This is a genomic window from Acinetobacter sp. MD2(2019) (assembly GCF_035615615.1).
In the GTDB taxonomy this organism is placed as follows: domain Bacteria; phylum Pseudomonadota; class Gammaproteobacteria; order Pseudomonadales; family Moraxellaceae; genus Acinetobacter.
This window is the reverse complement of the sequence record NZ_VTDU01000019.1, coordinates 1-24,497: the sequence shown is the minus strand read 5'-3', so window position 1 is coordinate 24,497 and position 24,497 is coordinate 1. Positions and strand designations below refer to the sequence as shown.

Annotated in this window: 21 protein-coding genes; 6 read left to right on the top strand and 15 right to left on the bottom strand. The window is 42.7% G+C overall.

The features are described from left to right. Positions 1-34: 34 nt before the first annotated feature. The 3 genes from I2F62_RS10145 to I2F62_RS10135 all read right to left on the bottom strand — a co-directional run bounded on the left by I2F62_RS10145 (position 35) and on the right by I2F62_RS10135 (position 3,287). Positions 35-781 carry a TonB family protein gene (locus I2F62_RS10145; protein ID WP_324626896.1) on the bottom strand — a complete coding sequence of 249 codons (747 nt, stop codon included), beginning with the start codon at positions 779-781 and terminating at the stop codon, positions 35-37. Positions 782-1,076: 295 nt separating this feature from the next. Then, positions 1,077-2,354 carry a dicarboxylate/amino acid:cation symporter gene (locus I2F62_RS10140; RefSeq protein WP_324626920.1) on the bottom strand — a complete coding sequence of 426 codons (1,278 nt, stop codon included), beginning with the start codon at positions 2,352-2,354 and terminating at the stop codon, positions 1,077-1,079. A 57-nt stretch (positions 2,355-2,411) separates the two neighbouring features. Then, the gene (locus tag I2F62_RS10135; RefSeq protein WP_324626895.1) at positions 2,412-3,287 is read right to left on the bottom strand and encodes an acyl-CoA thioesterase II; all 876 of its coding nucleotides are present in this window, start codon (positions 3,285-3,287) and stop codon (positions 2,412-2,414) included. 264 nt (positions 3,288-3,551) lie between these two features. Here I2F62_RS10135 and plsB point away from each other — a divergent pair, with 264 nt between their 5' ends. Further along, on the top strand, positions 3,552-6,131 hold the full coding sequence (gene plsB / locus I2F62_RS10130; RefSeq protein WP_324626894.1) for a glycerol-3-phosphate 1-O-acyltransferase PlsB: 2,580 nt from the start codon (positions 3,552-3,554) through the stop codon (positions 6,129-6,131). A 33-nt stretch (positions 6,132-6,164) separates the two neighbouring features. Here plsB and I2F62_RS10125 read toward each other — a convergent pair whose 3' ends face one another. Then, positions 6,165-6,986 (bottom strand): NAD-dependent epimerase/dehydratase family protein, encoded by an 822-nt coding sequence (locus I2F62_RS10125; protein ID WP_324626893.1) that lies wholly within the window; start codon positions 6,984-6,986, stop codon positions 6,165-6,167. Between the two features lie 24 nt (positions 6,987-7,010). Between I2F62_RS10125 and recG the strand changes: the two genes are divergently transcribed. Beyond that, positions 7,011-9,056 (top strand): ATP-dependent DNA helicase RecG, encoded by a 2,046-nt coding sequence (gene recG, locus I2F62_RS10120; protein WP_324626892.1) that lies wholly within the window; start codon positions 7,011-7,013, stop codon positions 9,054-9,056. Further along, positions 9,043-9,678 (top strand): ComF family protein, encoded by a 636-nt coding sequence (locus tag I2F62_RS10115; protein WP_324626891.1) that lies wholly within the window; start codon positions 9,043-9,045, stop codon positions 9,676-9,678. The genes recG and I2F62_RS10115 overlap by 14 nt, the downstream gene beginning before the upstream one ends. A 48-nt stretch (positions 9,679-9,726) precedes the next feature. Here I2F62_RS10115 and I2F62_RS10110 read toward each other — a convergent pair whose 3' ends face one another. After that, positions 9,727-10,308, bottom strand: a complete 582-nt coding sequence (locus I2F62_RS10110) for a TIGR00730 family Rossman fold protein (protein ID WP_324626890.1) — start codon at positions 10,306-10,308, stop codon at positions 9,727-9,729. A 153-nt stretch (positions 10,309-10,461) separates the two neighbouring features. Here I2F62_RS10110 and I2F62_RS10105 point away from each other — a divergent pair, with 153 nt between their 5' ends. Further along, positions 10,462-11,475: a CorA family divalent cation transporter gene (locus tag I2F62_RS10105; protein ID WP_324626889.1), complete on the top strand. Its 1,014-nt coding sequence runs from the start codon at positions 10,462-10,464 to the stop codon at positions 11,473-11,475. A 115-nt stretch (positions 11,476-11,590) separates the two neighbouring features. Here I2F62_RS10105 and I2F62_RS10100 read toward each other — a convergent pair whose 3' ends face one another. The 6 genes from I2F62_RS10100 to I2F62_RS10075 form a co-directional block, all read right to left on the bottom strand. Beyond that, the gene (locus I2F62_RS10100) at positions 11,591-11,881 is read right to left on the bottom strand and encodes an STAS domain-containing protein (protein WP_324626888.1); all 291 of its coding nucleotides are present in this window, start codon (positions 11,879-11,881) and stop codon (positions 11,591-11,593) included. A 20-nt stretch (positions 11,882-11,901) separates the two neighbouring features. Beyond that, complete coding sequence (locus I2F62_RS10095; protein ID WP_324626919.1) at positions 11,902-12,531, bottom strand: ABC transporter substrate-binding protein; 630 nt, start codon at positions 12,529-12,531, stop codon at positions 11,902-11,904. 22 nt (positions 12,532-12,553) lie between these two features. Continuing rightward, entirely contained in the window at positions 12,554-13,225 is a 672-nt protein-coding gene (locus I2F62_RS10090) for an outer membrane lipid asymmetry maintenance protein MlaD (protein ID WP_324626887.1), read from the bottom strand. Next, the gene (gene mlaE, locus I2F62_RS10085) at positions 13,225-14,001 is read right to left on the bottom strand and encodes a lipid asymmetry maintenance ABC transporter permease subunit MlaE (protein WP_324626886.1); all 777 of its coding nucleotides are present in this window, start codon (positions 13,999-14,001) and stop codon (positions 13,225-13,227) included. The genes I2F62_RS10090 and mlaE overlap by 1 nt, the downstream gene beginning before the upstream one ends. Next, positions 13,998-14,819: an ABC transporter ATP-binding protein gene (locus tag I2F62_RS10080; RefSeq protein ID WP_324626885.1), complete on the bottom strand. Its 822-nt coding sequence runs from the start codon at positions 14,817-14,819 to the stop codon at positions 13,998-14,000. The genes mlaE and I2F62_RS10080 overlap by 4 nt, the downstream gene beginning before the upstream one ends. Before the next feature lie 415 nt (positions 14,820-15,234). Beyond that, entirely contained in the window at positions 15,235-17,109 is a 1,875-nt protein-coding gene (locus tag I2F62_RS10075) for a DEAD/DEAH box helicase (protein ID WP_324626884.1), read from the bottom strand. Between the two features lie 399 nt (positions 17,110-17,508). On the opposite strand from I2F62_RS10075, the gene I2F62_RS10070 reads away from it, so the two are divergent. Beyond that, positions 17,509-18,114 carry a hypothetical protein gene (locus I2F62_RS10070; RefSeq protein WP_324626883.1) on the top strand — a complete coding sequence of 202 codons (606 nt, stop codon included), beginning with the start codon at positions 17,509-17,511 and terminating at the stop codon, positions 18,112-18,114. A gap of 69 nt (positions 18,115-18,183) precedes the next feature. Here the strand turns inward: I2F62_RS10070 and I2F62_RS10065 are convergent, their stop codons facing one another. Next, complete coding sequence (locus I2F62_RS10065) at positions 18,184-19,014, bottom strand: inositol monophosphatase family protein (protein WP_324626882.1); 831 nt, start codon at positions 19,012-19,014, stop codon at positions 18,184-18,186. A 121-nt stretch (positions 19,015-19,135) separates the two neighbouring features. Then, positions 19,136-21,055: a 1-deoxy-D-xylulose-5-phosphate synthase gene (dxs, locus tag I2F62_RS10060; protein WP_324626881.1), complete on the bottom strand. Its 1,920-nt coding sequence runs from the start codon at positions 21,053-21,055 to the stop codon at positions 19,136-19,138. 301 nt (positions 21,056-21,356) lie between these two features. Here dxs and ribA point away from each other — a divergent pair, with 301 nt between their 5' ends. Beyond that, the gene (gene ribA, locus I2F62_RS10055) at positions 21,357-21,959 is read left to right on the top strand and encodes a GTP cyclohydrolase II (protein ID WP_324626880.1); all 603 of its coding nucleotides are present in this window, start codon (positions 21,357-21,359) and stop codon (positions 21,957-21,959) included. Positions 21,960-22,031: 72 nt separating this feature from the next. On the opposite strand, the gene I2F62_RS10050 is transcribed toward ribA, so the two are convergent. Then, complete coding sequence (locus I2F62_RS10050) at positions 22,032-23,453, bottom strand: FAD-dependent oxidoreductase (RefSeq protein ID WP_324626918.1); 1,422 nt, start codon at positions 23,451-23,453, stop codon at positions 22,032-22,034. A 20-nt stretch (positions 23,454-23,473) separates the two neighbouring features. Continuing rightward, the coding region (locus tag I2F62_RS10045) for an APC family permease (protein ID WP_324626879.1) at positions 23,474-24,497 on the bottom strand (1,024 nt) is incomplete at its 5' end.

Sequence of the window (24,497 nt, the reverse complement as noted above, 5' to 3'; positions counted from 1 at the left end):
CTCGAACTCCTAATTGAGTTAGCCGTTAATTGAATTAATTTAAGTCAAATGGTTGATTGGCCTGAATTGGATAGGCAACACCATTTTCTTTATAAGGTTTAAATTTGGCGTTCCGCACAGCTTTGACAATTTTATCGTCTAAATCTGAAAGACCGCTACTTTTTACAATTCGAACAGAGGTCACCACCCCTTTTTCGTCCGCACTAATGGCGACAACAACAGAACGTGGTGAACCTTTTAAATCTGAAGATGAGACATTGACTCGGGGACTACGACTCCACTGCACACCCGAACCACCAATCGCCACACTTTTTGTAGATTTCTCTGCAGGCGGTGAAGGTTGTACCACAGGTTTGACTGGCGCCGGATCTGCGGGTTTAACTACTGTTTTGGTTTCAGAAACAGTGGTACTAGAAATAGGTGGCTTCACTACCGGTTGTTGTACCACTTGTTTTGGTGTTTCAGCTTTGACCTTTTCTACTTTCTCTACTTTTTTCGGTGGCGGAGGCAACTGCTGTTTGACAATTTTAACCTCTTTAACCGGTTTTGGTTTTGGCTTAGGAAGCTCTTTTGGTTTTGGCGGTGCAGGAGGTGGCTGAATCTTAACAAACCGAACTTTTAATGGCTCTTTGTGAATTGGTTTGATTTCTCGGACTTTCATGTGACTGAGTGTCCAAAGTACCCCAAGATGCCCAACAACAACTGCAACTAAAGCAATGATTAACTTTTTTTTCATACCACTATCGGGTTGATGTTCGTTAAATACGGTAGAGTGACTCATAGCACCATAATGACCTGTGGCATATGCTTGGTTATTGGCTGATTAAAACATCAGTACGAAAACAGCATATTAATTTGGGTGGACAATTAAGTGGCACTATAATAAATGAGAAATGTTTTCATTTGCAACTTATTTTTTATTTTAACTTGTTACCTCGGGTATCTGTTTTATCTCATCTTGCCGATTTATGTAAATCTATCTATCAGCAGATGAAATAAACACAGATTATCTTTAATCAACAGAAGGACTGGAGCTGCTTTCGTCCCTCTTTTTGTCGAATATCTTTGATTAAACCTTAAGAATCAAAACGCACCTGCAAGGCGTTTTCGTCAGTGCGGGTATAACGATCGACCACCACACTCACCATCATATCACCTTGCACATTCACCACCGTACGAACGGTATCGAGAATTCGGTCAATCGGTAATAAAATAGCAATCGCTTCAGCAGGCAAACCGACCGATTGCAAAACCATAATCATGGTCACCATACCGGCACTTGGGATGCCCGGTGCGCCAAGTGAAGCAATCATGGCGGTTAAGCACACAATAATTTGTTGCCCTAAATGCAAATCTAGCCCCATTAAATTTGCCACAAATAACGCAGCAGCAGCTTCATACAAAGCCGTGCCATCCATATTTAAATGCGATCCTAGCGGAATGACAAATCCTGCAATTTGCGGACGAACGCCTAAATTTTCTTGCGCACATTTTAAGCTTAATGGCATGGTGGCAGAACTTGAGCTGGTAGCAAATGCGGTAATTAATGCCAAACGTGTGCCTTTAAAGAAGGTAAACGGCGACATTTTGCCAAAGATCCATAACAATAATGGCAGCACAATTGCCCCATGAAAGATGGTAGTCCCCGTCACCACCGCAGCAAATTCAGCCACTCGGCTTAAAATAGATAAATCTTCCTTGGCAATTAATTTGGCAAGTAAGGCTAAAATGCCAAGCGGAGCAAGTTTCATCACCCAACTGACCAACAGCATGACCAGATCAAAAAATTCTTGGCTTAAGTTGCGAATGGATTGGAAACGTGCACCGCCATAAACCAACGCCAAGCCGATCAGCATGGCAAAAATAACCACCGATAATACATTGCCATCACTAAAAGCTTTAAAGGGATTAATTAAGGTGTTTTGCACAAAGTTCATTAAAAATGACGAGGCATCTAAAGATTGTACATCGGGTTGATGTTGCTGCATGGCCGTTTGGAAGATGGCAACATCTAACCCCTTGCCCACTTCAAAAATATGCGCACACATTAAGCCCAAACATAACGACAGACTCATGGTCACAAAGCTGCACATTAAGGTAAATTTCCAGACTTTACCCAATTGATGCCCCGACTCTAAACTCGCCACCCCAACCACAATGGATGAAAATACCAGTGGCACCAACAGCATTTTTAAAAACCCAATAAATATGCCGCTAATCAGCGTTAAAACATAAATACTTTGGTTAAAAAAAACGCTATCGGGATACAAACGAAGAAGTAAGCCAAAAAAAATGCCGATCAATGCGGCAAGTAAAATTTGTGTATTTAAGCTCATGCCAATCCATGTTTTCATATCATGCTGATAATATGGCATGAGCCAGACTCAGAATCGAGTGTTTGCTTTGCACTTTTACTGCGTTTCTATTTCACGTAAACGAATTAGACCTTCTTGAACCGTACTACAGACCAATTCGCCATTTTGCCACATGCGGCCAAAGTTGAGTCCACGCGAATTTGCGGTGACGGTGGCATTCATATCGTACAGCATCCATTGATCTGCTTTTAAAGCACGATGGAAATAAATGGTATGATCAATACTGGCACACTGTAAACTTGGCGATAAATAATTCAAGCCGTGTGGACGCAATGCCGTAGTCATCAAGGTAAAGTCTGAATAAAAGGCAATAATTGCTTGATGCAAGGCAATAGTGTTTTGGTCTTCTGGAATGCTTTGGTGCGTACGCACGTAATGTGCATATTCTGGCGACTCTGGCTGGGGTCTAAAGAAATTATTCACGCTGTGAATCGGACGCAATTCGACATGACGTTCACGCATGAAACTTGCACGCACATTTTCAGGCACAAATTCAAGCAAGCCCTGTTTTAATTCTTGTTCATTTTTTAAGGTGTCTGGCAATGGATAATCGGGCATGTGTTGCTGATATTCTAAGCCTTCTTCAGACTCGGCAAATGAAATCATGGCGGTAAAAATTAAGCGCCCATGTTGAATAGCACGCACCTGACGACTCACAAAACTTTTGCCTTCACGTAAACGATCGACTTCATAAATAATCGGGGCATTAATATCGCCACCAAATAAAAAATACGCATGCATAGAATGTGCTGGTCGGTCAGTGGTGTAAGATGCTGCGCGAAGTGCCTGCCCCAATACTTGCCCACCAAATACGCGTTTACCAACCAAATTTCGGCTTTGCCCACGATAAATATTTTCCTCAATTTTTTCTAAACTGAGTAATTCAATCAGCTCTTGGGTTAAGTTGCTCATACGTTTTCCTATGCAGTCCAACTACATCTGTTAAATGAATTAAAGCCATTGTGCCACAGTCTTTTGCGAGATAATGCAGATTTTATCAAACGTGATTTTGCTGAATCCCTTAATAAAAATACGTTTTTTCAACCAAATTTGTGCGCAAACTACAAGATTTTGGTTAAAATACGTGGCTAAACGAATTTCACACGATGAATCTCTTGTGCCTTTTCGCCTGTATTTTTAATCACGACTTTACATCACGTTGAAGTAGGAGTTCTTATGCCCAAGAATAGCTTTGGTCAAATTTATCGCAGACTATCAAGCAAAATTCTTGATCTTGTGGTCACACCACACCTTCTTGGAGATGTTCCGCCTACGTCAACTGAAGCCGTGTCTAGCGAAGCGCCCACTGAACAACAGCACGTTCAAAAGCTCACTTGCTATGTTTTACAAAATTATTCACGCAGTAATGCGCTGGTGCTCGATGGCGAAACACGTCGCTTGCAATTACCTGCTGCACTAGAACCATTAAACATTGCAGGGCAAGAAGAAAAAACATCGGTGTTTTTCTTGCAAAAATCGGACTTTACCGTTTTTACCGCAAGCAGCCCGACCTTACCGCCGCGTTTATTACGCCTGATTGATGTACTGGAAAACAATCCTGAATTGGATATTCAAATTGTTCCTGTGACTATTTTATGGGGTCGCTCGCCAGACAAAGAAGATTCGTTGTTTAAACTGTTATTTACAGATACATGGGCCACGCCAAGCACGCTCAAACAATTAATTAATATTGGTGTGCATGGCCGTCAATCGTTCTTAGAGTTTCATCCACAACAGTCGTTGCGAGATTTAATTCAAGTGGCACAGATTGAGCATCCGAATCTTTCGCCTGCAACCTATATTGTGAATCATTTAAATCAATATTTAGATCGTCAGCGCGAAGCCATTTTAGGCCCCGATTTATCCGACCGCCGTAATGTGATGCAATCTTTGGTGAAATCCAACGATGTACAAGAAGCGATTCGCCGTGAAAGTATCCGTAGCAAAATTAGTTTGTTTGAAGCCGAGCGCCGCGCGATTGGTTATGTGAATGAAATTGTGTCGGACTACTCTTATTCAACCGTGCGTTTTGGCGACATGGCACTGACGCGATTATGGACGCAACTTTACGATGGTGTAGAAGTCCATAACTTCAATGCGGTTCGAGAATTGGCCAAGGATTATGAAATCATTTATACCCCGTGCCACCGCAGCCATATTGACTACTTGTTATTGTCTTATGTGATTCATCGCCGTGGTTTGATGGTGCCGTATATTGCCGCTGGCGATAACTTGAATTTACCCTTTGTTGGGCAAATTTTACGTGGCGGTGGTGCATTCTTTATTCGCCGTTCTTTCCGTGGCAATGGGCTATATACATCGGTATTTAAAGAATATTTGTACAGTATTTTGTCTCGCAACACGCCATTAGAATACTTTATTGAAGGCGGACGTTCACGTACAGGTCGCCTATTGCCACCTAAAACGGGCATGTTGGCCATGACGGTACACAGTCATTTGCGCAGCCGCAGCAATAAACCGATTGTGTTTATTCCGACCTACATTGGCTATGAACGCCTGATGGAAGGCTCGACATATATTGGTGAAATGCAAGGTAAGCCCAAAGAAACCGAATCTTTACTGGGCATTGCAAAAACCTTACGTAAAATTGAACGTATTTTCGGTAAAGTGCATTTAAACTTTGGTGAACCGGTCTTTTTAGATGACTTACTCAAAGCGCATAAAGCCGATCATATTCGTATTGAAAAGAATGACGACCCGATTCCAAGTGAAGTTTCAGACGCCGTAAACAGCTCCGCTTACGAAATTTTGAAAAAAATTAATAATGCGGTAGTCATTAATCCCGTTTCTTTGCTTGCATTAACCCTGCTTGCAACCGATAAACATACTTTAGATGAAGCGGTATTTATTAAACAGCTTGAAACGTATCGTCAGCTTATCACCCAAGTGCCGTATGATCAGCGCACTGAAGTGACGCCGTTATCGGGTCAAGAAATGATTCGTTATGGCTTAAAACTCAAACTGATTAAACGTGTTCAACATGCACTGGGCGATATTATTGCCATTGAAGACAATCAAGCGGTTTTACTCACCTATTTCCGCAATAACATTATGCATGCCTTTGTTATTCCGTCTTTAATTGCGTCATTGGTTGAACGTAATGGACAAATCAAACGTGCAACATTATGTAATGTGATTTGCACGCTCTACCCGTTCTTAAAAGCTGAACTGTTTATGAAATGGGATGTCAGTGAGCTAGAAGCACCGATTCAACAATACATCGACACGCTAATTCAAGCGGAACTTATTTCCCAAGATGAAGATGGCGTTTTACACAGTCCAATGCCAAATACCGAAGCACATCAGCAACTTGTGCTTATGGCCGCGCCAGTAAAACAAAGTTTAGAACGCTACTTTATGACGGTGGCTCTAATTACACAGCGTGGTTCGGGTAATATTTCAGCCAAACAAGTCGAAGATTTAAGCCACTTACTCGGTCAGCGTTTATCTGCATTGTACGAGTTTAATTCGCCAGAATTTTTTGATAAAGCCCTATTCCAAGGCTTCTTAAAAGTGCTGACGCAGCAAAATTATATTCAAACGAACGATCAAGGTTTCCTTGAATATGACTCGCGTTTTAGTCAGGTTGCACACCACGCGAACCTGATTTTAGATGACACCACTTTACACATGTTGCAACAAATCACTCAATTTAGTGACGACGAATTGCAACAAGCTTTAGATGCGGTTGCCGCGCAAAATGCCAAGCGCCGCACCAAACGTAAAAGCAAATAATTTGCTTCAAAAACCACGCTACGGCGTGGTTTTTTATACCTTCTCTGCTGTGGTTAATAATTGTTGATACACCTCAAAACAATTTCGATGCGCTAAAACAAAGCCACTGCAATACAAACGCGTTGCATAAATACGCTTTCCCGTTTGCAGCGTTGAATCTAAAAGTTGAAGTACGGGCTGACCACGTTGTTGTTGAAACCATTGTAAAATTTCATGCATTGGCATCGGTTTTGAGTCGCTCAGCAAATAACTTGACGCAATACTCGAATACGGCAAGCGTGTTAAATAAGCTAAAAAACTGGCCAAATCATCAATATGAATGCGGTTGGTCCAGTGCAGATTGGGATAACTTTTTACATCAGACATGTTTTGCAAACGCGCCACACTATACCCATAAATGCCACTCGGACGAATGATGGTACATTGTTCGGGATACGCCTGCTGCCACAACTGCTCCATGTTTAGCAATATTTGCGCTTGAGGATCTTGCGGATTTGGCGGAGTTTCATCATCAATCGCCTGCCCTGTATCTTCACCATAGACACGAGTTGAGGACACCACAACAACGCGCTGCACAGGATGTCCTTGCAACGCTTTAACCGTGGGCGCGACTGTATCGACATAGGTTTTTTGATAGCCCTCAACACTGCGCTCGCTGGGGCTAAGCACAACATAGACCCAATCTATGGCAGGATAATGGCTTAAATCTAAATGCTGAAGGTCTTGAATATCGTGCTGTGCAAATGGGTCTATTTTTACACTTCGGCTCATGGTATAAATCTGGTGACCATCTGCAAATAACTGTTTTGCAACACGTTGCGATGTTTTACCATAGCCAATAAATAAAATATTCATATTCAGGTATCCAACTGGAGAGACATGAGCTCAATTCAGACCCTGCAAGGCATTGGTCAGGCAACTGCAACCTTGCTTGAAAAACTACATATTTTCAGCACCGAAGATTTATTGTTTCACCTTCCGCGTGATTATGAAGATCGTAGCACGATTATTGCCATGAACCAATTAACTGTAGGGCGTAGTTATTTATTGGAAGGTGTGGTGCAGTCGGTAGATTTCCCTCCGGGCAAACGCAAGTCAATGGCGGTATTACTACAAGATGAAACGGGCAAAGTCACCTTACGGTTTTATCATATTTATAAAGCCCTCACCGAGCGACTAAAAATGGGCAACCGCGTACGTGTGTTTGGTGAAGTGCGTGTCGGTGCAAGAGGATTAGAGCTGTATCATCCAGAAATTCAAGCTGTTACCGCACAAACGGGACTTCCCAAAACACAACTCACTGCAATTTATCCCAGTACCGATGGCTTAACCCAGCCGAAATTACGTGAATATGTCAAACTCGCGCTCAACCAACACAGCGATGATTTAGCTGAGCTGATTCCATCGAAATTTCACAATGGCTATGTTCTTAAAGATGCATTGCTGTATTTGCATGAACCACCCATTAGCGCCAATATGCAGCAGTTGGCTCAGGCCACGCATCCTGCTCAGCAACGCCTTATTTTTGAAGAACTGGTGGCGCACCAAGTCAGCTTATTAACCCGCCGCGCCTATATCCGTCAAATTCAAGCCCCCATCATTCAAAGCAGTCAAACCCTTGGCCAACAATTATTGGCACAATTGCCATTTAAGCTCACGCAAGCCCAGCAGCGCGTCTCTAAAGAAATTGCCCATGACCTACAACAAAATAAAGCCATGTTACGCTTGGTACAAGGTGATGTTGGCGCAGGAAAAACCTTAGTTGCAGCACTGGCGGCATGCCATGTGCTTGAGTCGGGTTGGCAAGTGGCACTAATGGCCCCCACAGAAATTTTAGCGGAACAACATTTTTTAAATTTTAGCCGTTGGTTTGAAGCGTTAGGCATTTCAGTGGCATGGCTTTCGGGGAAACAAAAGGGAAAAGCCCGCGCGCAAGCCGAACAAGAAATTGCCACAGGAACGGCACAACTGGTGGTCGGAACCCATGCGCTATTTCAAGAAAATATTCGTTTTTTAAAACTCGGCTTAGTCATTATTGATGAACAACATCGTTTTGGTGTTGACCAACGTTTAGCATTGCGCAATAAAGGTGAACAAGGCAGCACACCGCATCAACTGGTGATGACCGCCACTCCCATTCCACGCACCCTTGCCATGAGTGCCTATGGCGATTTAGACACCTCAATTATTGATGAACTGCCCCCAGGCAGAACGCCGATTCAAACGGTCACTATTCCACTCGAACGGCGCAATCAAGTGCTAGAGCGGATTGCCAATAATTGCCGTGAAGGCAAACAAGCCTATTGGGTGTGTACATTGGTCGAACAATCGGAAACGCTTGATGCACAAGCGGCCGAAGCCACGTATAGTGAAATTAAAACCCAGTTTCCCGAACTGAATATTGGTTTAGTGCATGGCAAAATGAAAGCGGCCGAAAAACAAAGTGTCATGCACGCCTTTAAACAAAACCAATTACAGCTGCTGATTGCCACCACCGTTATTGAAGTTGGGGTCGATGTTCCCAATGCCAGCATCATGGTGATTGAAAATGCAGAACGCCTTGGACTTTCGCAACTACACCAATTGCGTGGTCGCGTGGGGCGCGGGGCCTTAGCCAGTTTTTGTGCTTTATTATATAAAACCCCACTGTCGCAAAATGGTTATGAGCGACTGGCCATTTTAAGAGAAAGTAATGATGGCTTTGTGATTGCCGAAAAAGACTTAGAACTGCGTGGGCCGGGTGAACTCTTAGGTACCAAACAAACTGGCGATATGGGCTTTAGAGTTGCACGACTTGAACGAGATGATCATCTTCTCGCCCAAGCGCATTACGTTGCCGAGCAAATTTTGGCACATTATCCTCAGCTAATAGAACCCTTGCTTAAACGCTGGTTACCAGAAGCGCCGCGCTATGCGTATATTTAAACTTGTTCAAGCCTTGCAAGGCATCTTGCGTATACACCTACCATGTAAGCTGTGCCAGTCAGCCAAAGTAGATATCCAACGCACGTTATGTAAGGATTGTTGGCAACAACTGCCTTGGCAAAGACACCATGCGGAACATGAGAATTTTCATTTACAGGTTGCCTGTCATTATAGCTATCCATTAAATCGGATGATTCAGCAGTTTAAATACGAGCAGCAATTGCATTATCTGCCCTTGCTGTCGCAACTTTTACGCAGTCTTCAATTGCCCAAAGTGCAAGCGATTGTCGCCATGCCGGTGTCGCCACAACGCCTAGCAGAACGGGGCTATAATCAATCGCTGTTATTGGCACAACAACTGGCTGCACATCTTAACCTCCCAATCTGGCAACCCGTTTCCAGAAAAAATGAACATGCACAAAAAGGGCTCTCTGGCGTAGAACGCAGACAACACATCGACCAACAATTTTATATCGCACAAAAACCCAAGCTACGCTTTAGACGCGTACTAATTATTGATGATGTCATCACCACAGGCAGCTCATTAGATGCACTTGCCAAACAATTAAAGCAATTGGGTTGTACGGAAATTCACGCAGCGTGTTTAGCAATTGCCAACTAAAAAGAAGATGAATGTGCCCATTCACCCTTACAGCGTTTAACTCAAAATTTAAGGCACCACATCTGTCACACCCCATTTCGGCTCGGGCGATGCATAGCGTTCAAACAACGAAAATAAAGTTTCAATGTTGTCTGAAACTTGCAAGGCATTAGAAAAACGCGATTGGGTAAATCCGGTTGCCACCGTGCGCTCGACCATTTCTAGCAACGGATCGTAAAAGCCATTCACATTTAAAAAACCACACGGTTTGGCGTGAATGCCCAGTTGCGCCCATGTCCATTGTTCAAAAATCTCTTCTAAGGTTCCTGCACCACCCGGTAATGCAATAAAACCATCGGATAATTCTGACATTTTGGTTTTGCGTTCGTGCATATTTTTAACCACATGCAGCTCGGTTAAATTCGGATGCGCCAATTCTTTATCCACCAACGCGGTTGGAATCACCCCAATAACTTGCCCACCAGCTTGTAAAGCACTATCCGCAACAGTCCCCATCAGCCCAGAACGACCACCGCCATAGACCAAAGTCATATTTTTTTGCGCCAAGAATGTTCCCACCTGTTGTGCAATTTGCACAAATACAGGCTGATTACCTGCCTTAGAACCACAAAAAATTGCAATCGATTTCATAAAATTAACCTGTTATCTAACTGTCATGTATTAAAAATAAACTAAAGCATCATTTTTTTTGCAAATTAACAAACTGAACAGTGTTTTTAATTCATTCCTTGTCTAAAATACACGCATCGTTCCACCCCCCATGCCGAAGGGAGAAAGACACCGATGCTTGAAGCTTTTTACGCCACAGAGCGTGGTAGTCTCGAAGATGCAGCTATCAATGGTGGATTTGATTTACATCCAGAATTGGTATGGCTTGACTTAATTGCACCTTCGCAAGAAGAACAGCAATGGGTCATTGATGCTTATGAACAGAATCTACCGACTTTAAAATCTCTAGAAGACATTTCATCTTCTGCTCGCTTTTATCGTGATGATGATGGTGTCCTGCACATCAGTACTTATTTTTTAACAAAAAATAAGAATTATCAAGCTGACGAGGATGGGGATGATGCAGGAAATATGTTAGCAACTGTACAAACCGTTGCCTTCATTTTAACCAAAGAGCGCCTGATTACCCTACGTGGCGAAAAGTTAGTTGCTTTTCGTGCTTTTCGCGCGCGCGCGCGTCGCAATGATTATGAAATTGACTACAAAGATCCGATTTGGGTTTTGTTTGGGCTGCTTGAAGCCAAACTCGATGAATTGGCGGATATTTTAGAAGACATCCATAAAGATTTAGAAAAGTACTCCACCGAAGTTTTGAACAATCATCATCGTGAACAAGTGCTTGATTTAGATGACATGATTACGCGCTTAGCTCAGCAAGAAGACATGCTTGGTAAAGCCCAATTATGCTTAATTGATTTACGCCGCGTACTGACTTTTTTATCTCGTCCTCGCGCGCTTGGCAGTCATATTTACGATGCAGAAATTCGCGAAATGAGTGAAGATGTGCGCTCATTGGTTGAGCATGACGCCTTCTTATTCCAAAAAGTGCGTTTCTTACTCGATACCACATCTGGTTTCATTAACACCGAACAAAACGATACCATTCGTCGCTTCTCGATTTTACCGAGTATGCTTGCGCCACCAATGCTGATTGCCAGTATGTACGGTATGAATATTGATGAATTGCCATTTGCACATGGCAAACTTAGCCTTGCTATTGTGAGCGCTGTACTTCTCGCCACTTTCTTTGGCCCAATGTTGTATTTCCGCTGGAAAAAATGGATTTAAATATCATTTTAACCATCACAATCGAGTGTTTATTGTCTATAAAAAAACGCAAATCCATGAATGTTCATCGATTTGCGTTTTTTCGTATCAGCAACATCAATACCTGATCTGGCTCTTATTGAATAAAAGCCAGATCATCTTGTAAGTGACAAGCCTGAATAATTTTCAGCATTTTACTCGGCACCGCCTTAAAATGCAGTCCATTGGCTTGTGGTGTTTGGCGTAACCATTGCACCAAAATAGCCAAAGCCAGTGTATTTCCCTGCTCAAGCCCAGATAAATCGACCACCAACGGGAAATTGGCTTGCTTACGAATAATCTCTAGCCCTTGGTTATACAACTGTGCTGCATTTTTAAAATCAACATGGCCAGAGAGCACCAATTGCTGCGACTTAAATTCAATCACCTGACACCTATGCCCTTCAATTATTTTTTGGCTGCGTTATCTGCATTGGGTTTGAAACTTGCAATCGCTTTGTCTAAGTTACCGCCATTACGTTTTACCGTATCGGCAAATTGATTGCGGAACTGTAACCCTAAATCAATGCCTGCAACATTGATATTACGTACTTTCCACTGACTGCCAGCATCGGTTAACTGAAAAGAAATTGGGGTTTTTTGACCTTGGCTGTTAAAGTCAATCGTTACTACAGGAAACGCACTGCCCGTTTGTTTGTATGGGCGTAAGCTGTAGTTTTGATTACTATATTTCGCCAATGCCGTGCCATAATTTTGAATTAAACTTTGGCGTAAATTACGTTCAAAGGTCGCACGTTGTTGAGCGGTACTATTTTGTGCAGATGCATAGGTTCCCATCACAATACGGGTAAACGCTTGCGCATCGACATTCGGCTCAAGAATTTGCTGCACAATTGCCGTTACTGCCGCAGGGTTATTTTGCAGTTTGGCATGATCTGTTTTTAAACGGCTAATTAAGCTATCTGCAATACGTTTTACAAAAACGTTTGGCGCTTCAGCAGGTGCCGCCATTGCAACGCCTGCCATCATGGTCGATAAAATACTTGCGGTTAATGTTTGTTTAATTAATGTTTTCAACACTATGACTCCTAATCGTTTCTTATTCAGTAAATGAGGTTTGTGGGTCTGCTGGTGCAGCTTCAGATGCTGCTTTGGTACTCGAACTATCTGATGATTTTCCTGACATACCCGTAATGAACTTACCGATTAAATCTTCTAAATCCATCGTTCCTTGGGTATTACTAATCACGCCACCGCGCTTGACGTAGTTCAAACCACCGCCAGGCACAATTTTCAAATATTTTTCGCCCAATAACCCATTGGTTGCCACCATAATATAAGCATCTTCATCAATATTGGTGATGGAGTTCATGTTACTTAACAGTTGCTGTTCCATTGTTTTTTGTTTAGCTGCATCGGCTTGTTGATAATCGTCACTATAGCGCAGCTCGTCTAAACTATTTTTCTCAACCACTTTAAGTTGATTGGCACTAAATGACGTTAATTTTCCATCTAAATCGAAGCTTACTTTCGCCAAGCGCGTAACAGGATCAAGTGTAATCGACTCTACCCGCCCAATGGTTACGCCGCTCATGGTTACTTTGGCACGTGGTTTTAATCCATTCACATTGTCAAATTGTGCCGTCATGCTGTAACTATTGCCTAACGTATTGCCAGTTAAGCCACTCACTTTCATAGCCAAGAAAAATAATGCTAAACCAAACAGGATGACAAAAACACCTACGGCCAGCTCACTTACACGTGATTTCATCACACTCCTCCAAACATGACCGCAGTCAACACAAAATCGAAACCTAAAACACATAAAGACGAATACACAACAGTACGCGTTGTTGCTGTTGAAATGCCCTCAGACGTCGGTTCGCAAAAATAACCTTGATACACAGCAATCCATGTACACAGCACCGCAAAAATAATGCTTTTAATCACGCCATTGATCACATCGTGATGAAATTGGACTGAACTCTGCATGCCGCTCCAAAAAGAGCCTTCATCGACACCTAAGAAATCAACCCCCACCAATTTGCCACCAAAAATACCAATCGCAGCAAAAATCACCGTTAACATGGGTAAACTAACAATGCCCGCCCAAAGCCGAGGCGAAACAATGCGTTTTAGTGGATCAACCCCGATCATTTCCATGCTCGAAAGTTGCTCGGTGGCTTTCATTAAACCAATTTCTGCCGTTAATGCAGAGCCAGCACGGCCTGCAAATAATAAGGCGGCCACCACAGGTGCCAATTCACGTAATAACGTGAGTGCGACCATGGTTCCGAGCATCGACTCACTGCCGACATTGACTAAAATGTTATAGCCTTGCAAGCCAATCACTAAGCCAATAAATAAACCCGAGACCGCAATAATCAGCAGCGACATTACCCCAACGCGGTACATTTGATAGATAAATAAACGAATGCCAAGTAATGTCGGCACAGAGCAAATAATTTGCAACAACATGGCCGTTGCAACCCCAATACCGCGCACACGTTCAATCACACGTCTACCTAAAACGGCAATAGCATTCATGAACTTACCTCTTGGCTTAAATAAGCTTGCTGACTAAATTGGAAATCGACAGGGCCTTCGGCATCGCCATTTAAGAATTGCTGTACAAATGCCGATGGATGCGCTCGAAGCTCATCTGGTGTGCCTTCGCCCTGAATCGAGCCTTCGGCGACAATATAGATATAGTCGGCAATCGACATAGTTTCATCTACATCGTGCGAAACAATAATGGTGGTTAAGTCCAATGCTTCACGTAAAGAACGAATAAGACGAGTCAATACGCCCATCACAATCGGGTCTTGTCCGGCAAAAGGCTCGTCATACATAATTAAATCGGGATCTAAAGCAATGGCGCGTGCCAACGCAACCCGTCGATTCATGCCACCGGACAACTCCGAAGGCATTAATTGTTCTGTGCCGCGTAACCCGACAGATTCAAGTTTCAGCGCAACCAATTCAGCAATCAGGTTTTCAGGTAATTTAGTATGTGCGCGAATAGGAAATGCCACATTTTCATAGACCGTCATGTCGGTAAATAAAGCACCGCTTTGAAACAGCATGCCCATACGCGCACGCGCTGCAAATAAATCGTGACGGCTCATTTTAGATAAGTCGTGACCATCTAACAGCACTTGACCAGAATCAGGAATTAACTGACCGCCAATCAGGCGCAACAAGGTGGTTTTTCCGGTACCCGATGGCCCCATAATCGCGGTAATTTGGCCACGGCGAATATTAAGATTTACATTGTCATAAATAACCCGCGCACCTCGTTTAAAACTTAGATTCTTCACCTCAATTAAGGCTTGAGTCGACGAAGTTGCTGTTTTTTTTATCATAAACTGGTTCCTGCTTATTTTCAGAGCAGTTAATTTCATCTTTACAAGAGCGTATAAAACATGGGTATCGCGATTTATTTTTTAATTAAAATCAATTTAAACACATCACCAGTTTAATGCTTTATTAAAAAATAAATTCAATACATAAAAGCCGAGTATATTCTAAAGAATTCCCCATAGGGTTGCTAGGACTTAACTTATCATTTTGGCAATAAAAAAGTTTATCCTTTAAGCAATAGCATACATTTTCCGTACAAAGAATAAGCGCAAGCTACACGATTTATATAGAATATATTCGTTAAACCAAGCTTTGCATAAATAAAATGAATTGCCCAATAAAACCTTTTTAAAGTCGCTATTTACATAAAAAAAGCCAATCACGAAGATTGGCTTTTTTCATATTTAAAACAATCAATTAGTCTGAAAATTTACGACGACGGTCGCCACCTTCACGGTTTGGACGGTCTGATTTATTAAATTCGCGACGTGGACGATCTTCGCCACCAAACGCCGGACGATCACCATTGCCACGGAATGAACGAGGCTTGTAATCTGCACGGTTACCGCGGTTATCATCATTTGAATCAAAACGTGGCTTATCACCGAACGAACGTTGTGGGCGGTCGCTATTGTATTCGCGACGCGGACGATCTTCGCCACCGAATGAACGTTGTGGACGGTCGCTATTGTATTCACGACGTGGACGGTCGCTATTGAATTCGCGACGTGGACGATCTTCGCCACCGAACGAACGTTGTGGACGGTCGCCATTAAATTCGCGACGTGGACGATCTTCACCACCAAATGAACGTTGTGGACGGTCGCCATTAAATTCGCGACGTGGACGATCTTCACCACCGAATGAACGTTGTGGACGGTCGCCATTAAATTCACGACGTGGACGATCTTCGCCACCGAATGAACGTTGTGGACGGTCGCCATTGAATTCACGACGTGGACGATCTTCACCGAACGAACGTTGTGGACGGTCATCACGGCCGCCTTCACGACGTTTGAAGTTACTTTCACCTTCGAAACGACGTCCGCCACCGCTACGACCACCGCCGTTACGACCACGACCACCGCCGTTACGACCACCACCATCACGACCTGAACGCGCAGGAGGTGGAGATGGCTCAAGGCCTTGAATTTCAGATACTTCTAAACGCGCTTCTAAGTAATCTTCTAAAGCACGAATTTTACCGCGTTCACGGTAAGTGGCTAAAGTAATTGCTTTACCCGTACGACCCGCACGACCAGTACGACCAATACGGTGTACATAATCTTCGTGTTTCATTGGTAAACCAAAGTTAATCACGTGTGAAATGGTCGGAACGTCCAAACCACGTGCCGCAACGTCAGTTGCAACCAAGATTTTTGCTTTACCTTCACGAATGCTACGTAAACGACGGTTACGTACAGTCTGTGGCATTGCACCGTGAAGCGCAACAACCGAGTGACCAGCTTCTGAAAGCTCTTCAGCAAGCATGTCTGTATCTTCTTGAGTTGACGCAAACACAACCGCTTGATCTAAATCTTCTTCACTTAACCAATGGGTAAGCAATTTTTTCTTGTGCTCAAAACCATCAGTCCAATGTAGCGTTTGGCTAATATCGGTATTGGTTGAATGACCTGTTTCAATTGCAATACGCTCAGGATCATTCATCATGCGTTCTGCAAGATTAATAATACGCGGTGCAAATGTTGCAGAGAACATTAATGTTTGTTTACGATTTGAAGCTAAATCGCTAATGGCTTCTAGGTCTTCAGAGAAACCTAAGTCAAGCATACGGTCAGCTTCGTCAACAATTAAAGAGTCAACTAAATCTAATTTAATTTGGCGACGGTTCACTAAGTCAAGTAAACGACCTGGCGTTGCAACAACAACTTGAGCGCCTTTTAATTGTTGGATTTGCTTACCAAAAGGCATACCACCCATAATTGCAGCAACACGAACACCTTTCATATGGCGTACAAATGCAATTGCGTCTTGGCAAACTTGTTGAGCCAATTCACGTGTTGGTGAAATCACTAAAATTTTAGGTTGAGTGATGGCTTTCATACGGTCTTTAAATGGCAAAACTTCTTGGCCAGCTAAAGCGTTTAATGTAGGAAGCAAGAATGCAGCAGTTTTACCAGAACCTGTTTGGCTAGATACAAGAAGGTCTTTACCTTCTAAAGCTGCAGGAATAGATTGTTCTTGCACAGGTGTTGGCGCAGTGAAGCCAAGTGTTTCAAGTGCTTGTTGTAGTGAGTCGTCTAATGAAAAATCAGCAAAAGTTTTGCTCATAGAGATATTCACCCTAATATGGGTGCTCCAGATAAATAAAGTCTATTGGACATCGACAAATAGCGGCACAGCAGTAAACGCTGAAAATATAGAATCAGCGGCGATCCGAGAACGACGATGCGTATAACGCACACATGATTACAGCCGCAACCTGAAAGAATCGCTTAAGCGATTGGGTGGGGCGCGAAAAATTGTCCTCTCTTTGGACCGGACGCGCATACACAATAATAGAAGAGAAATGTTCAGGTAATGAACGAAATTTAAGTGCGTAGCGCGAATTATAGCAGAATTTAAATGAATGTCACGCTATTTTATTCTTTTTACATAAATACAGAAGATTTAAACGATTTAATTCATTAGACAGATATACTATTTTTTATTTTATATTCAATACCCAAAATGCCAACAATCACTTCAGCAAAAAGCATCATCCAAGAAATACGTGACAATTTTAATCAACAAAATAAGTTCATTCGCTATATTCAAAATTTATTTTTAAAAAGCAACCCACCCTCATGGATGACAGCAGACGATCCATTAATCGAATTATATCGCCAGCAGTCGTTATTACTTAATGAAGGGCAAATTGTTTGGGCGGCCATTGTGCAAGCCAACAACTTATTGTTTAGTGAAGGCAACATGGATCATCCCGCACAATTGGTATATTCACAAACACAAGATTTTGATGATAACCCTGAGTATTTATCTGAAGTTGCTGCACAAATTTATGCGCTGAAAAATACCATTCCAGATCAAATGGAACTACATGCACTGGCAGAGATGGTCACCAATGAACATGAACGTGGCGTCAATTGGCATGTTCCCGAGTTATTATCGAATACGCCCATTCGCTCAACTACATTTATTATGATTAGAGCTCATAGCCCAAATAGACAATTATCCTCACAGCAAATTCCGATCCTAATTCATCCATCTACCTCAATGTGCATGATGGTTCCAGCTAAATTTTGGCCCGATGAATTCAAACAACACTGGCTAAGCTAAGCCGAAATGACAGGCAAAAAAAATCCAGCGCATTGTAGCGCTGGATTTTTAGCGGTGTTTGATCACTGCTTATTTGGCAGCTTCACCCCATGCAGGAATTACTTGCTGCATTAACGGCTTTAATAATTTCATCGAACATGCCAAGACTTGACCGTTTTCCATTGAGTCCATGCCACCACGTGCATCAACCACAGTACCGCCCGCTTCTTTCACAATTAATTCGCCCGCAGCGATATCCCACGGCTTTAAGCCTAATTCAAAATACGCATCTAAACGGCCAGCAGCCACATAAGCTAAATCGAGTGCAGCAGAACCACCGCGGCGATATTGCGCGCCAGCTTCAGTGACTTTAAGTAATGATTCAAAATGATTTTTTGCATACGAAATCACTTCACCATTGCGTTTTGCACGGTATGCGTGACCAACACCAACAAAGGTATTTTCTAAGCTGTCTTTAACATTTACACGAATACGGCGCTGATTCATCATTGCACCACGACCACGACTTGCAGAGAATAGCTCATCTTTTACAGGGTCATAGATAACACCGTGCTGAGTTACGCCTTTGTGTTGTACCGCAATAGATACGCAGAAATGTGGAAAACCATTAATAAAATTTAATGTGCCATCTAAAGGATCGATAATCCAGCACCAATCTGCATCGTGGCCTTTGCCTTCTTGCAGACCAAATTCTTCGCCAAGGAAGCTGTGATTTTTATAACTTTTACGTAATGTATCAATCGTTAATTGTTCGATGTAACGATCTACGCGTGTAACAGGACCATCAATGCCTTTTTCTTCAACTTGCAAGTCTAGTTTATGACGATTCTGATGCGCTTTTAAAAGCTCTTGACCAACTATTTGAGCCGCACGCGCAGCCATCACCACCATAGGTTCCATTGAACACCCACTTAAAACAAATTAAAGATTTTGACAAAGAATAATGCATAAAAGCGCAGACATTCTAACAAATATCTGCGCTTTTTGCTAAACAATATTTTTTAGTTTTAAAAATCAAAAACTAAACATGCTGAATATTTTTTGTCCACGCCTGAATAATACGCGTTTCAATGCCTTTGGCATCTAAACCACAATCTTGCAGCATTTGTGCGTGGTCGGCCTGCGGCAAGAAATTGTCGGCTAAGCCTAAATTCAACATCGGTTTCATCAGGTTCATTTTAGCAAGTGCTTCATTGACCGCACTGCCCGCACCCGCCATAACTGCATGTTCTTCAACGGTAACAAATAAGCTGGTTTGATCTGCCAAATCGGCAAGCATTTGCTCATCTAAAGGCTTCACAAAACGCATATTTACCACGCGCACACCCACATCTAGCTTTTGCACCAACTGCTTTGCTGCTTGCAATGCGGGGCTCACACGGCTACCAAAAGCCAAAATACTAATTTGTTCGTCATGTTGCGGGTGAATCTGTTCTACAATTTCAGCGCGACCGATTTCAAGCACGGTCATATCACTTTCAACTTCAACGCCAACACCCGCCCCACGTGGATAACGCACTGCCGCAGGCCCATTGTATTGATACGCTGTGTGTAACATTTGTCGGCATTCGTTTTCATCTTTAGGCGCCATGATGACCAAATTTGGAATGGTGCGCATATAGGCATAATCGTAAGCGCCCGCATGGGTTGGGCCATCTTCACCCACCAAACCTGCACGGTCAATTCCGAAGGTCACGTCTAAGTTTTGCAAGGCCACATCGTGAATGAGTTGGTCGTATCCACGCTGTAAGAAGGTCGAATAAATCGCAACAACGGGCTTTAACCCTTCACAGGCCATACCGGCAGCAAGCGTAATGGCATGCTGCTCGGCAATCGCGACATCGAAGTAGCGCTCAGGATAAGTTTGGGCAAATTTAACCATGCCTGAACCTTCGCACATCGCTGGCGTGATCGCTAACAATCGTGAATCTTGCGCGGCTTCATCACATAACCATTGTCCAAAAATATCTGAATATTTAGGTGCGGGTTTTTTAACTGGACTATTGGTTTGTACTGCGGTGCTTTTTTTAGCAATGGCATGATAACCAATAGGGTCGGCTTCTGCTGCGGCAAAACCCTTACCTTTTTTCGTGTAAATATGAACTAATCTTGGGCCCTTACGCTGCTTTAATGCATGAAAAACTTGTGTTAATTGCTCCACATCATGGCCATCAAACGGACCAAAATAATCAAAACCGATGGCTTTAAATAAATTATCGGCTTCTTGGGTGGCTGCTTGATGCAAACGTGAGTTGTAATCCCATTCAGGGTGCGGTGCGACAAATGCCTGACCAGCAACATCAATATGAATAGATTGTCCTTTTTCCCAAATGGCAGCCAAATGTTTGGCAAAACCACCGGTACTTTGAGAAATCGACATATCATTGTCGTTCAGAACCACCAATAAATCGGCATGATGTGCCACAGCATCGTTCATGGCTTCAAACGCCATACCGGCTGTCATAGCACCATCGCCAACAATGGCAACGACTTCACCCGGATTTTTTTGGTAACGGCGAGCCAAAGCCATGCCTAAACCCGCTGAAATAGCGGTGGATGAATGCCCAACACCAAAATGGTCAAATTCAGACTCTTCACGGGCAGGAAATGCCGCCAAACCGTCTTTTGCACGAATCGTCGTTAAGCGTTCACGGCGACCTGTTAACACTTTATGCGGATAAGCTTGGTGCCCCACATCCCAAATTAGGCGGTCGTTTGGCGTATTAAAACAATAATGTAAGGCAACGGTTAGCTCAATAACACCAAGGTTGGCGCCAAAATGTCCGCCACTTTTCCCAGCAGCATACAAAATGTATTGACGTAACTCATCTGCGACCTGTTCTAACTGATTCAGATCTAACTGACGTAATTGTTTTGGATGATCTATTGCATCCAACAATGGCGTAACAGGGCGTTGAGTTGGGATTTCTGTATACAGCATAATGTGGCGAAGCCTTCTAGAGCCTGGCAATTTCCTAAGCTAGGGGATTGACGTAAACCGATTATTCTAACTCATCGGGCGGTGTTTTCAATGTGCCACATTTCTTTTTTGAAAATTGTGCATTGTATTGTCTAAGACAAGGATGTTGATTATCCTGAAAAATGATAGCAATGTTCAACTATTATTAAGTAGTTTGCACAAAAAAAGAAAAGGATTGGCTTAATTTTTGTATACGTAATCTAGGAATCTTTGATCAGTACGGTATAATTTTGGCGATTATTGATATACGACGAGCTTGACTGTGGCGATTGCTTTTGTTGCAACATCTAAACTTCCAACCGCATTTGGCGATTTTAATATTAGTGTTTTCCAAGACCCTGAAACTGGCGAGGAACATGTTGCTCTATCTAAAGGGCTGAACATGCCCAGCACTGAACCCGTTTTAGTCCGAATACATTCTGAATGCTTAACTGGTGATGCGTTTGCATCGTTAAAATGCGATTGCGGACCACAACTCAAAGCCACACAAAAACTCATTGATGATGCCGGCCAAGGCGTAATTTTGTATTTGCGCCAAGAAGGTCGTGGCATTGGTTTAACCAATAAAATTAGAGCCTACGCCTTACAAGACCAAGGACACGACACCGTCGATGCCAATTTAATGCTCAATTTACCGGCCGATGCCCGTCAATATGACATGTGCAAAATCATGCTTGATCATTTGCATGTAAATCAAGTCAAACTGATTACCAACAACCCTTTAAAAATTAAAGCATTAAAAGATTTAGGCATTAATGTGGTTGACCGTGTACCGCTGACTGTTGGCTTAAATCCATTTAATGAGCAATATTTAAAAACCAAACTAGAACGTATGGCGCATATGTATCAAAAAGATGATTTTTAAATTGCTGTAAAAAAACGGCAGCTGCATTTAAAAGTCGAGTGTTTCATCCACTCGACTTTTTTAAATCAACACTTAAAACGAAACCATTTTACCCGGGTTAATTAAATTCCCAAGACTAAATGCGCCTTTGGCCACCGGAATGGCTATAGGCGCTAAGCTACGGCCAAGAGGAATATTGGAATGCTGTATTTGCGAGAGCATCTGAAAATCTTCCGCCGAGCCTAAAAAATCCTCTGCAATGGCTTTACCGATTCTTACGGTTTGTGCCACCCCATGCCCACTCCAACCATGTACAGCGTACATTGGATATTTATTGCCAAATTTACGGCTGTCGGTTGCGCCATTCATGGTTAAATCAGTAGTGCCACTCCAGACAAAATCGAGCTCAACCTGTTTTAATTGTGGAAACACATGCTGAATGCGGCCCAATAAATACTGACTGGTTTTTTCTGGATTCCAACATGTTCCTGTGCCCTGCCCACCAAACAACAAGCGGTTTTGGCTCACACCCCGGTAATAATCAATTTGAAATTGCGTATCGTAAACAGGATGATTCTGCGGCAACAGTTCTTTTAAATCGACCTCTAGAGGCGCGGTGGTCGACACATAGGTATAAAACGGAATAGTGGTTTGCGTGTTGTTTTGCAACAATTTAAACGAGGTATGATGAACACCAATCACCACACTTTTACGCGCTTTAATGCAGCCTTGCGCGGTCTTCACATAAATCCCATCCGGCTGTTCTACAATTTCAACCACTTCAGTGCATTCATACACAGTCCCGCCATTTTGAACAAAGCCATAAACCAATCCACGGTTAAGTGCCAATGGATGAATATGCCCACCTAAGCGATCGACCAATCCGCCTTGATATTGTTCAGAGCGAACATAATCATACAGTTCATGCTTGCCCACCACTTGCGTGTGATTCTCACCTAAAAACTTTCGTGCGTCCGAGCCTTGGGTTAATGCCACCAAATGCCCTTCATGCACCGCGGCCGTAATGTGTCCGTGTTGACGCGCTAAATCTAAGTCGTATTTTGCAGAAATATCATCAATTAATTGCATTGCTTCTGTTGAGGTGAAACGCCACAAACGTTTTGCATCGGCATGACTTAAGTTTTCAATCATCTCCTCCGCTTCCCAACGTGCCAAACCCGGCGTTAATTGGCCACCATTTCGCCCCGAAGCTGCACCGCCCACACGGTCTTTGTCGAGCAAAATGGTTTCTACACCCTGTTCTGCCAAATGCAATGCCGTTGAACTACCCAAAAGCCCTGCGCCAATTACCACCACATCACATTCGGTATCGTGCTTCAGCGAATCGAAGCAATGCCAATCATCTAACGAACTTTCGTAATAGTTTGCAGCAATGCCCTCGATGGTGGCTTTTTGCGGATTGATCCAATTCCAGTCTTTACCACTCAATTGATTTTGACTTAATTTAAATTCAACATCATTTAATAATGTGGGTTTCTTAACTAATTGTTTCATCATCAATACACCTTGTTTATTTATTCAAATGCGCCGTTAATTGCAATGGTTTGCTTTTTAAATTTCCGATAAAGATAAAAAGTCAGTCCGACAAAAAACCATCCACAACCAAAGATCAATGCACTTTTTTCTAAGTTCAACCATAAGCACACAATCGCAGCGACCGAAATAAGCGGCAAAAATACATTGAATAATTTATTTTTCAAACCTTGTTTTTGCCCATTACGCACATAAAACTTCATAAAGACCGAAAAATTGACCGCAGTAAAGGCCACCAATGCGCCAAAACTGATTAAGTTCACCACCTGGGCAAGATCTAAAAAAATTGCACTCAGTGAAATCACACCGACAAATAAAGTAGAAAATAATGGCGTACCTAATTTTGGATTCAAACGCCCAAATGTTTTTTTATTAAAAATACCATCGCAGCCCATAATGTAGATTAAACGTGAAGCACTGGCATGACTGGCCAAACCTGAAGCAAGCGTATTCATAATTTGTGCCGTTAAAAACACCGACTGGAACAACGCGCCACCCACATATAAAACAATTTCTGGTAATGCTTCATCGGGGTTTTTAAATTGTGCATTGGTAGGAAAATACAGTTGAATAAACCACGCTGCTGCAAAGAAGATAACGCCACCAATCAGCGTGGTTAATAAAACCGCACGTGGAATATTCTTTTTAGGATTTTGGGTTTCATGCGACAAAGTGGTTACAGCATCGAAACCTAAAAAGGAAAAACATAAAATCGAAGCGCCCGCAATTAAAGGCAAAATATGGGTGTCGCCATTAAATAATGGTGCAATGGTCCAAACGTGCTCAATGCCTTGTTTGGCACTTACGCCATGAATGACTAAATACACAAAAAACAGCATTAGCATGACGGGTGCAAGCACAAATAAGAAACTAAAGTTGGCAAGAATACGTAGCCGGAAACAATTTACAAAGGTAACTAATCCTGCAGACAAAGACACCCAAACCCAATACGGCACACTTGGAATAATGGCTTCTAAATAAATGCCACATAGCAATGCATTAATT

Excerpts from the sequence above, each read along its gene's own strand:
- I2F62_RS10145 (WP_324626896.1), bottom strand. The coding sequence starts at position 781 with ATGAGTCACTCTACCGTATTTAACGAACATCAACCCGATAGTGGTATG.
- I2F62_RS10140 (WP_324626920.1), bottom strand. The coding sequence starts at position 2,354 with ATGAAAACATGGATTGGCATGAGCTTAAATACACAAATTTTACTTGCC.
- I2F62_RS10135 (WP_324626895.1), bottom strand. The coding sequence starts at position 3,287 with ATGAGCAACTTAACCCAAGAGCTGATTGAATTACTCAGTTTAGAAAAA.
- plsB (WP_324626894.1), top strand. The coding sequence starts at position 3,552 with ATGCCCAAGAATAGCTTTGGTCAAATTTATCGCAGACTATCAAGCAAA.
- I2F62_RS10125 (WP_324626893.1), bottom strand. The coding sequence starts at position 6,986 with ATGAATATTTTATTTATTGGCTATGGTAAAACATCGCAACGTGTTGCA.
- recG (WP_324626892.1), top strand. The coding sequence starts at position 7,011 with ATGAGCTCAATTCAGACCCTGCAAGGCATTGGTCAGGCAACTGCAACC.
- I2F62_RS10115 (WP_324626891.1), top strand. The coding sequence starts at position 9,043 with ATGCGTATATTTAAACTTGTTCAAGCCTTGCAAGGCATCTTGCGTATA.
- I2F62_RS10110 (WP_324626890.1), bottom strand. The coding sequence starts at position 10,308 with ATGAAATCGATTGCAATTTTTTGTGGTTCTAAGGCAGGTAATCAGCCT.
- I2F62_RS10105 (WP_324626889.1), top strand. The coding sequence starts at position 10,462 with ATGCTTGAAGCTTTTTACGCCACAGAGCGTGGTAGTCTCGAAGATGCA.
- I2F62_RS10090 (WP_324626887.1), bottom strand. The coding sequence starts at position 13,225 with ATGAAATCACGTGTAAGTGAGCTGGCCGTAGGTGTTTTTGTCATCCTG.
- mlaE (WP_324626886.1), bottom strand. The coding sequence starts at position 14,001 with ATGAATGCTATTGCCGTTTTAGGTAGACGTGTGATTGAACGTGTGCGC.
- I2F62_RS10080 (WP_324626885.1), bottom strand. The coding sequence starts at position 14,819 with ATGATAAAAAAAACAGCAACTTCGTCGACTCAAGCCTTAATTGAGGTG.
- I2F62_RS10075 (WP_324626884.1), bottom strand. The coding sequence starts at position 17,109 with ATGAGCAAAACTTTTGCTGATTTTTCATTAGACGACTCACTACAACAA.
- I2F62_RS10070 (WP_324626883.1), top strand. The coding sequence starts at position 17,509 with ATGCCAACAATCACTTCAGCAAAAAGCATCATCCAAGAAATACGTGAC.
- I2F62_RS10065 (WP_324626882.1), bottom strand. The coding sequence starts at position 19,014 with ATGGAACCTATGGTGGTGATGGCTGCGCGTGCGGCTCAAATAGTTGGT.
- dxs (WP_324626881.1), bottom strand. The coding sequence starts at position 21,055 with ATGCTGTATACAGAAATCCCAACTCAACGCCCTGTTACGCCATTGTTG.
- I2F62_RS10050 (WP_324626918.1), bottom strand. The coding sequence starts at position 23,453 with ATGAAACAATTAGTTAAGAAACCCACATTATTAAATGATGTTGAATTT.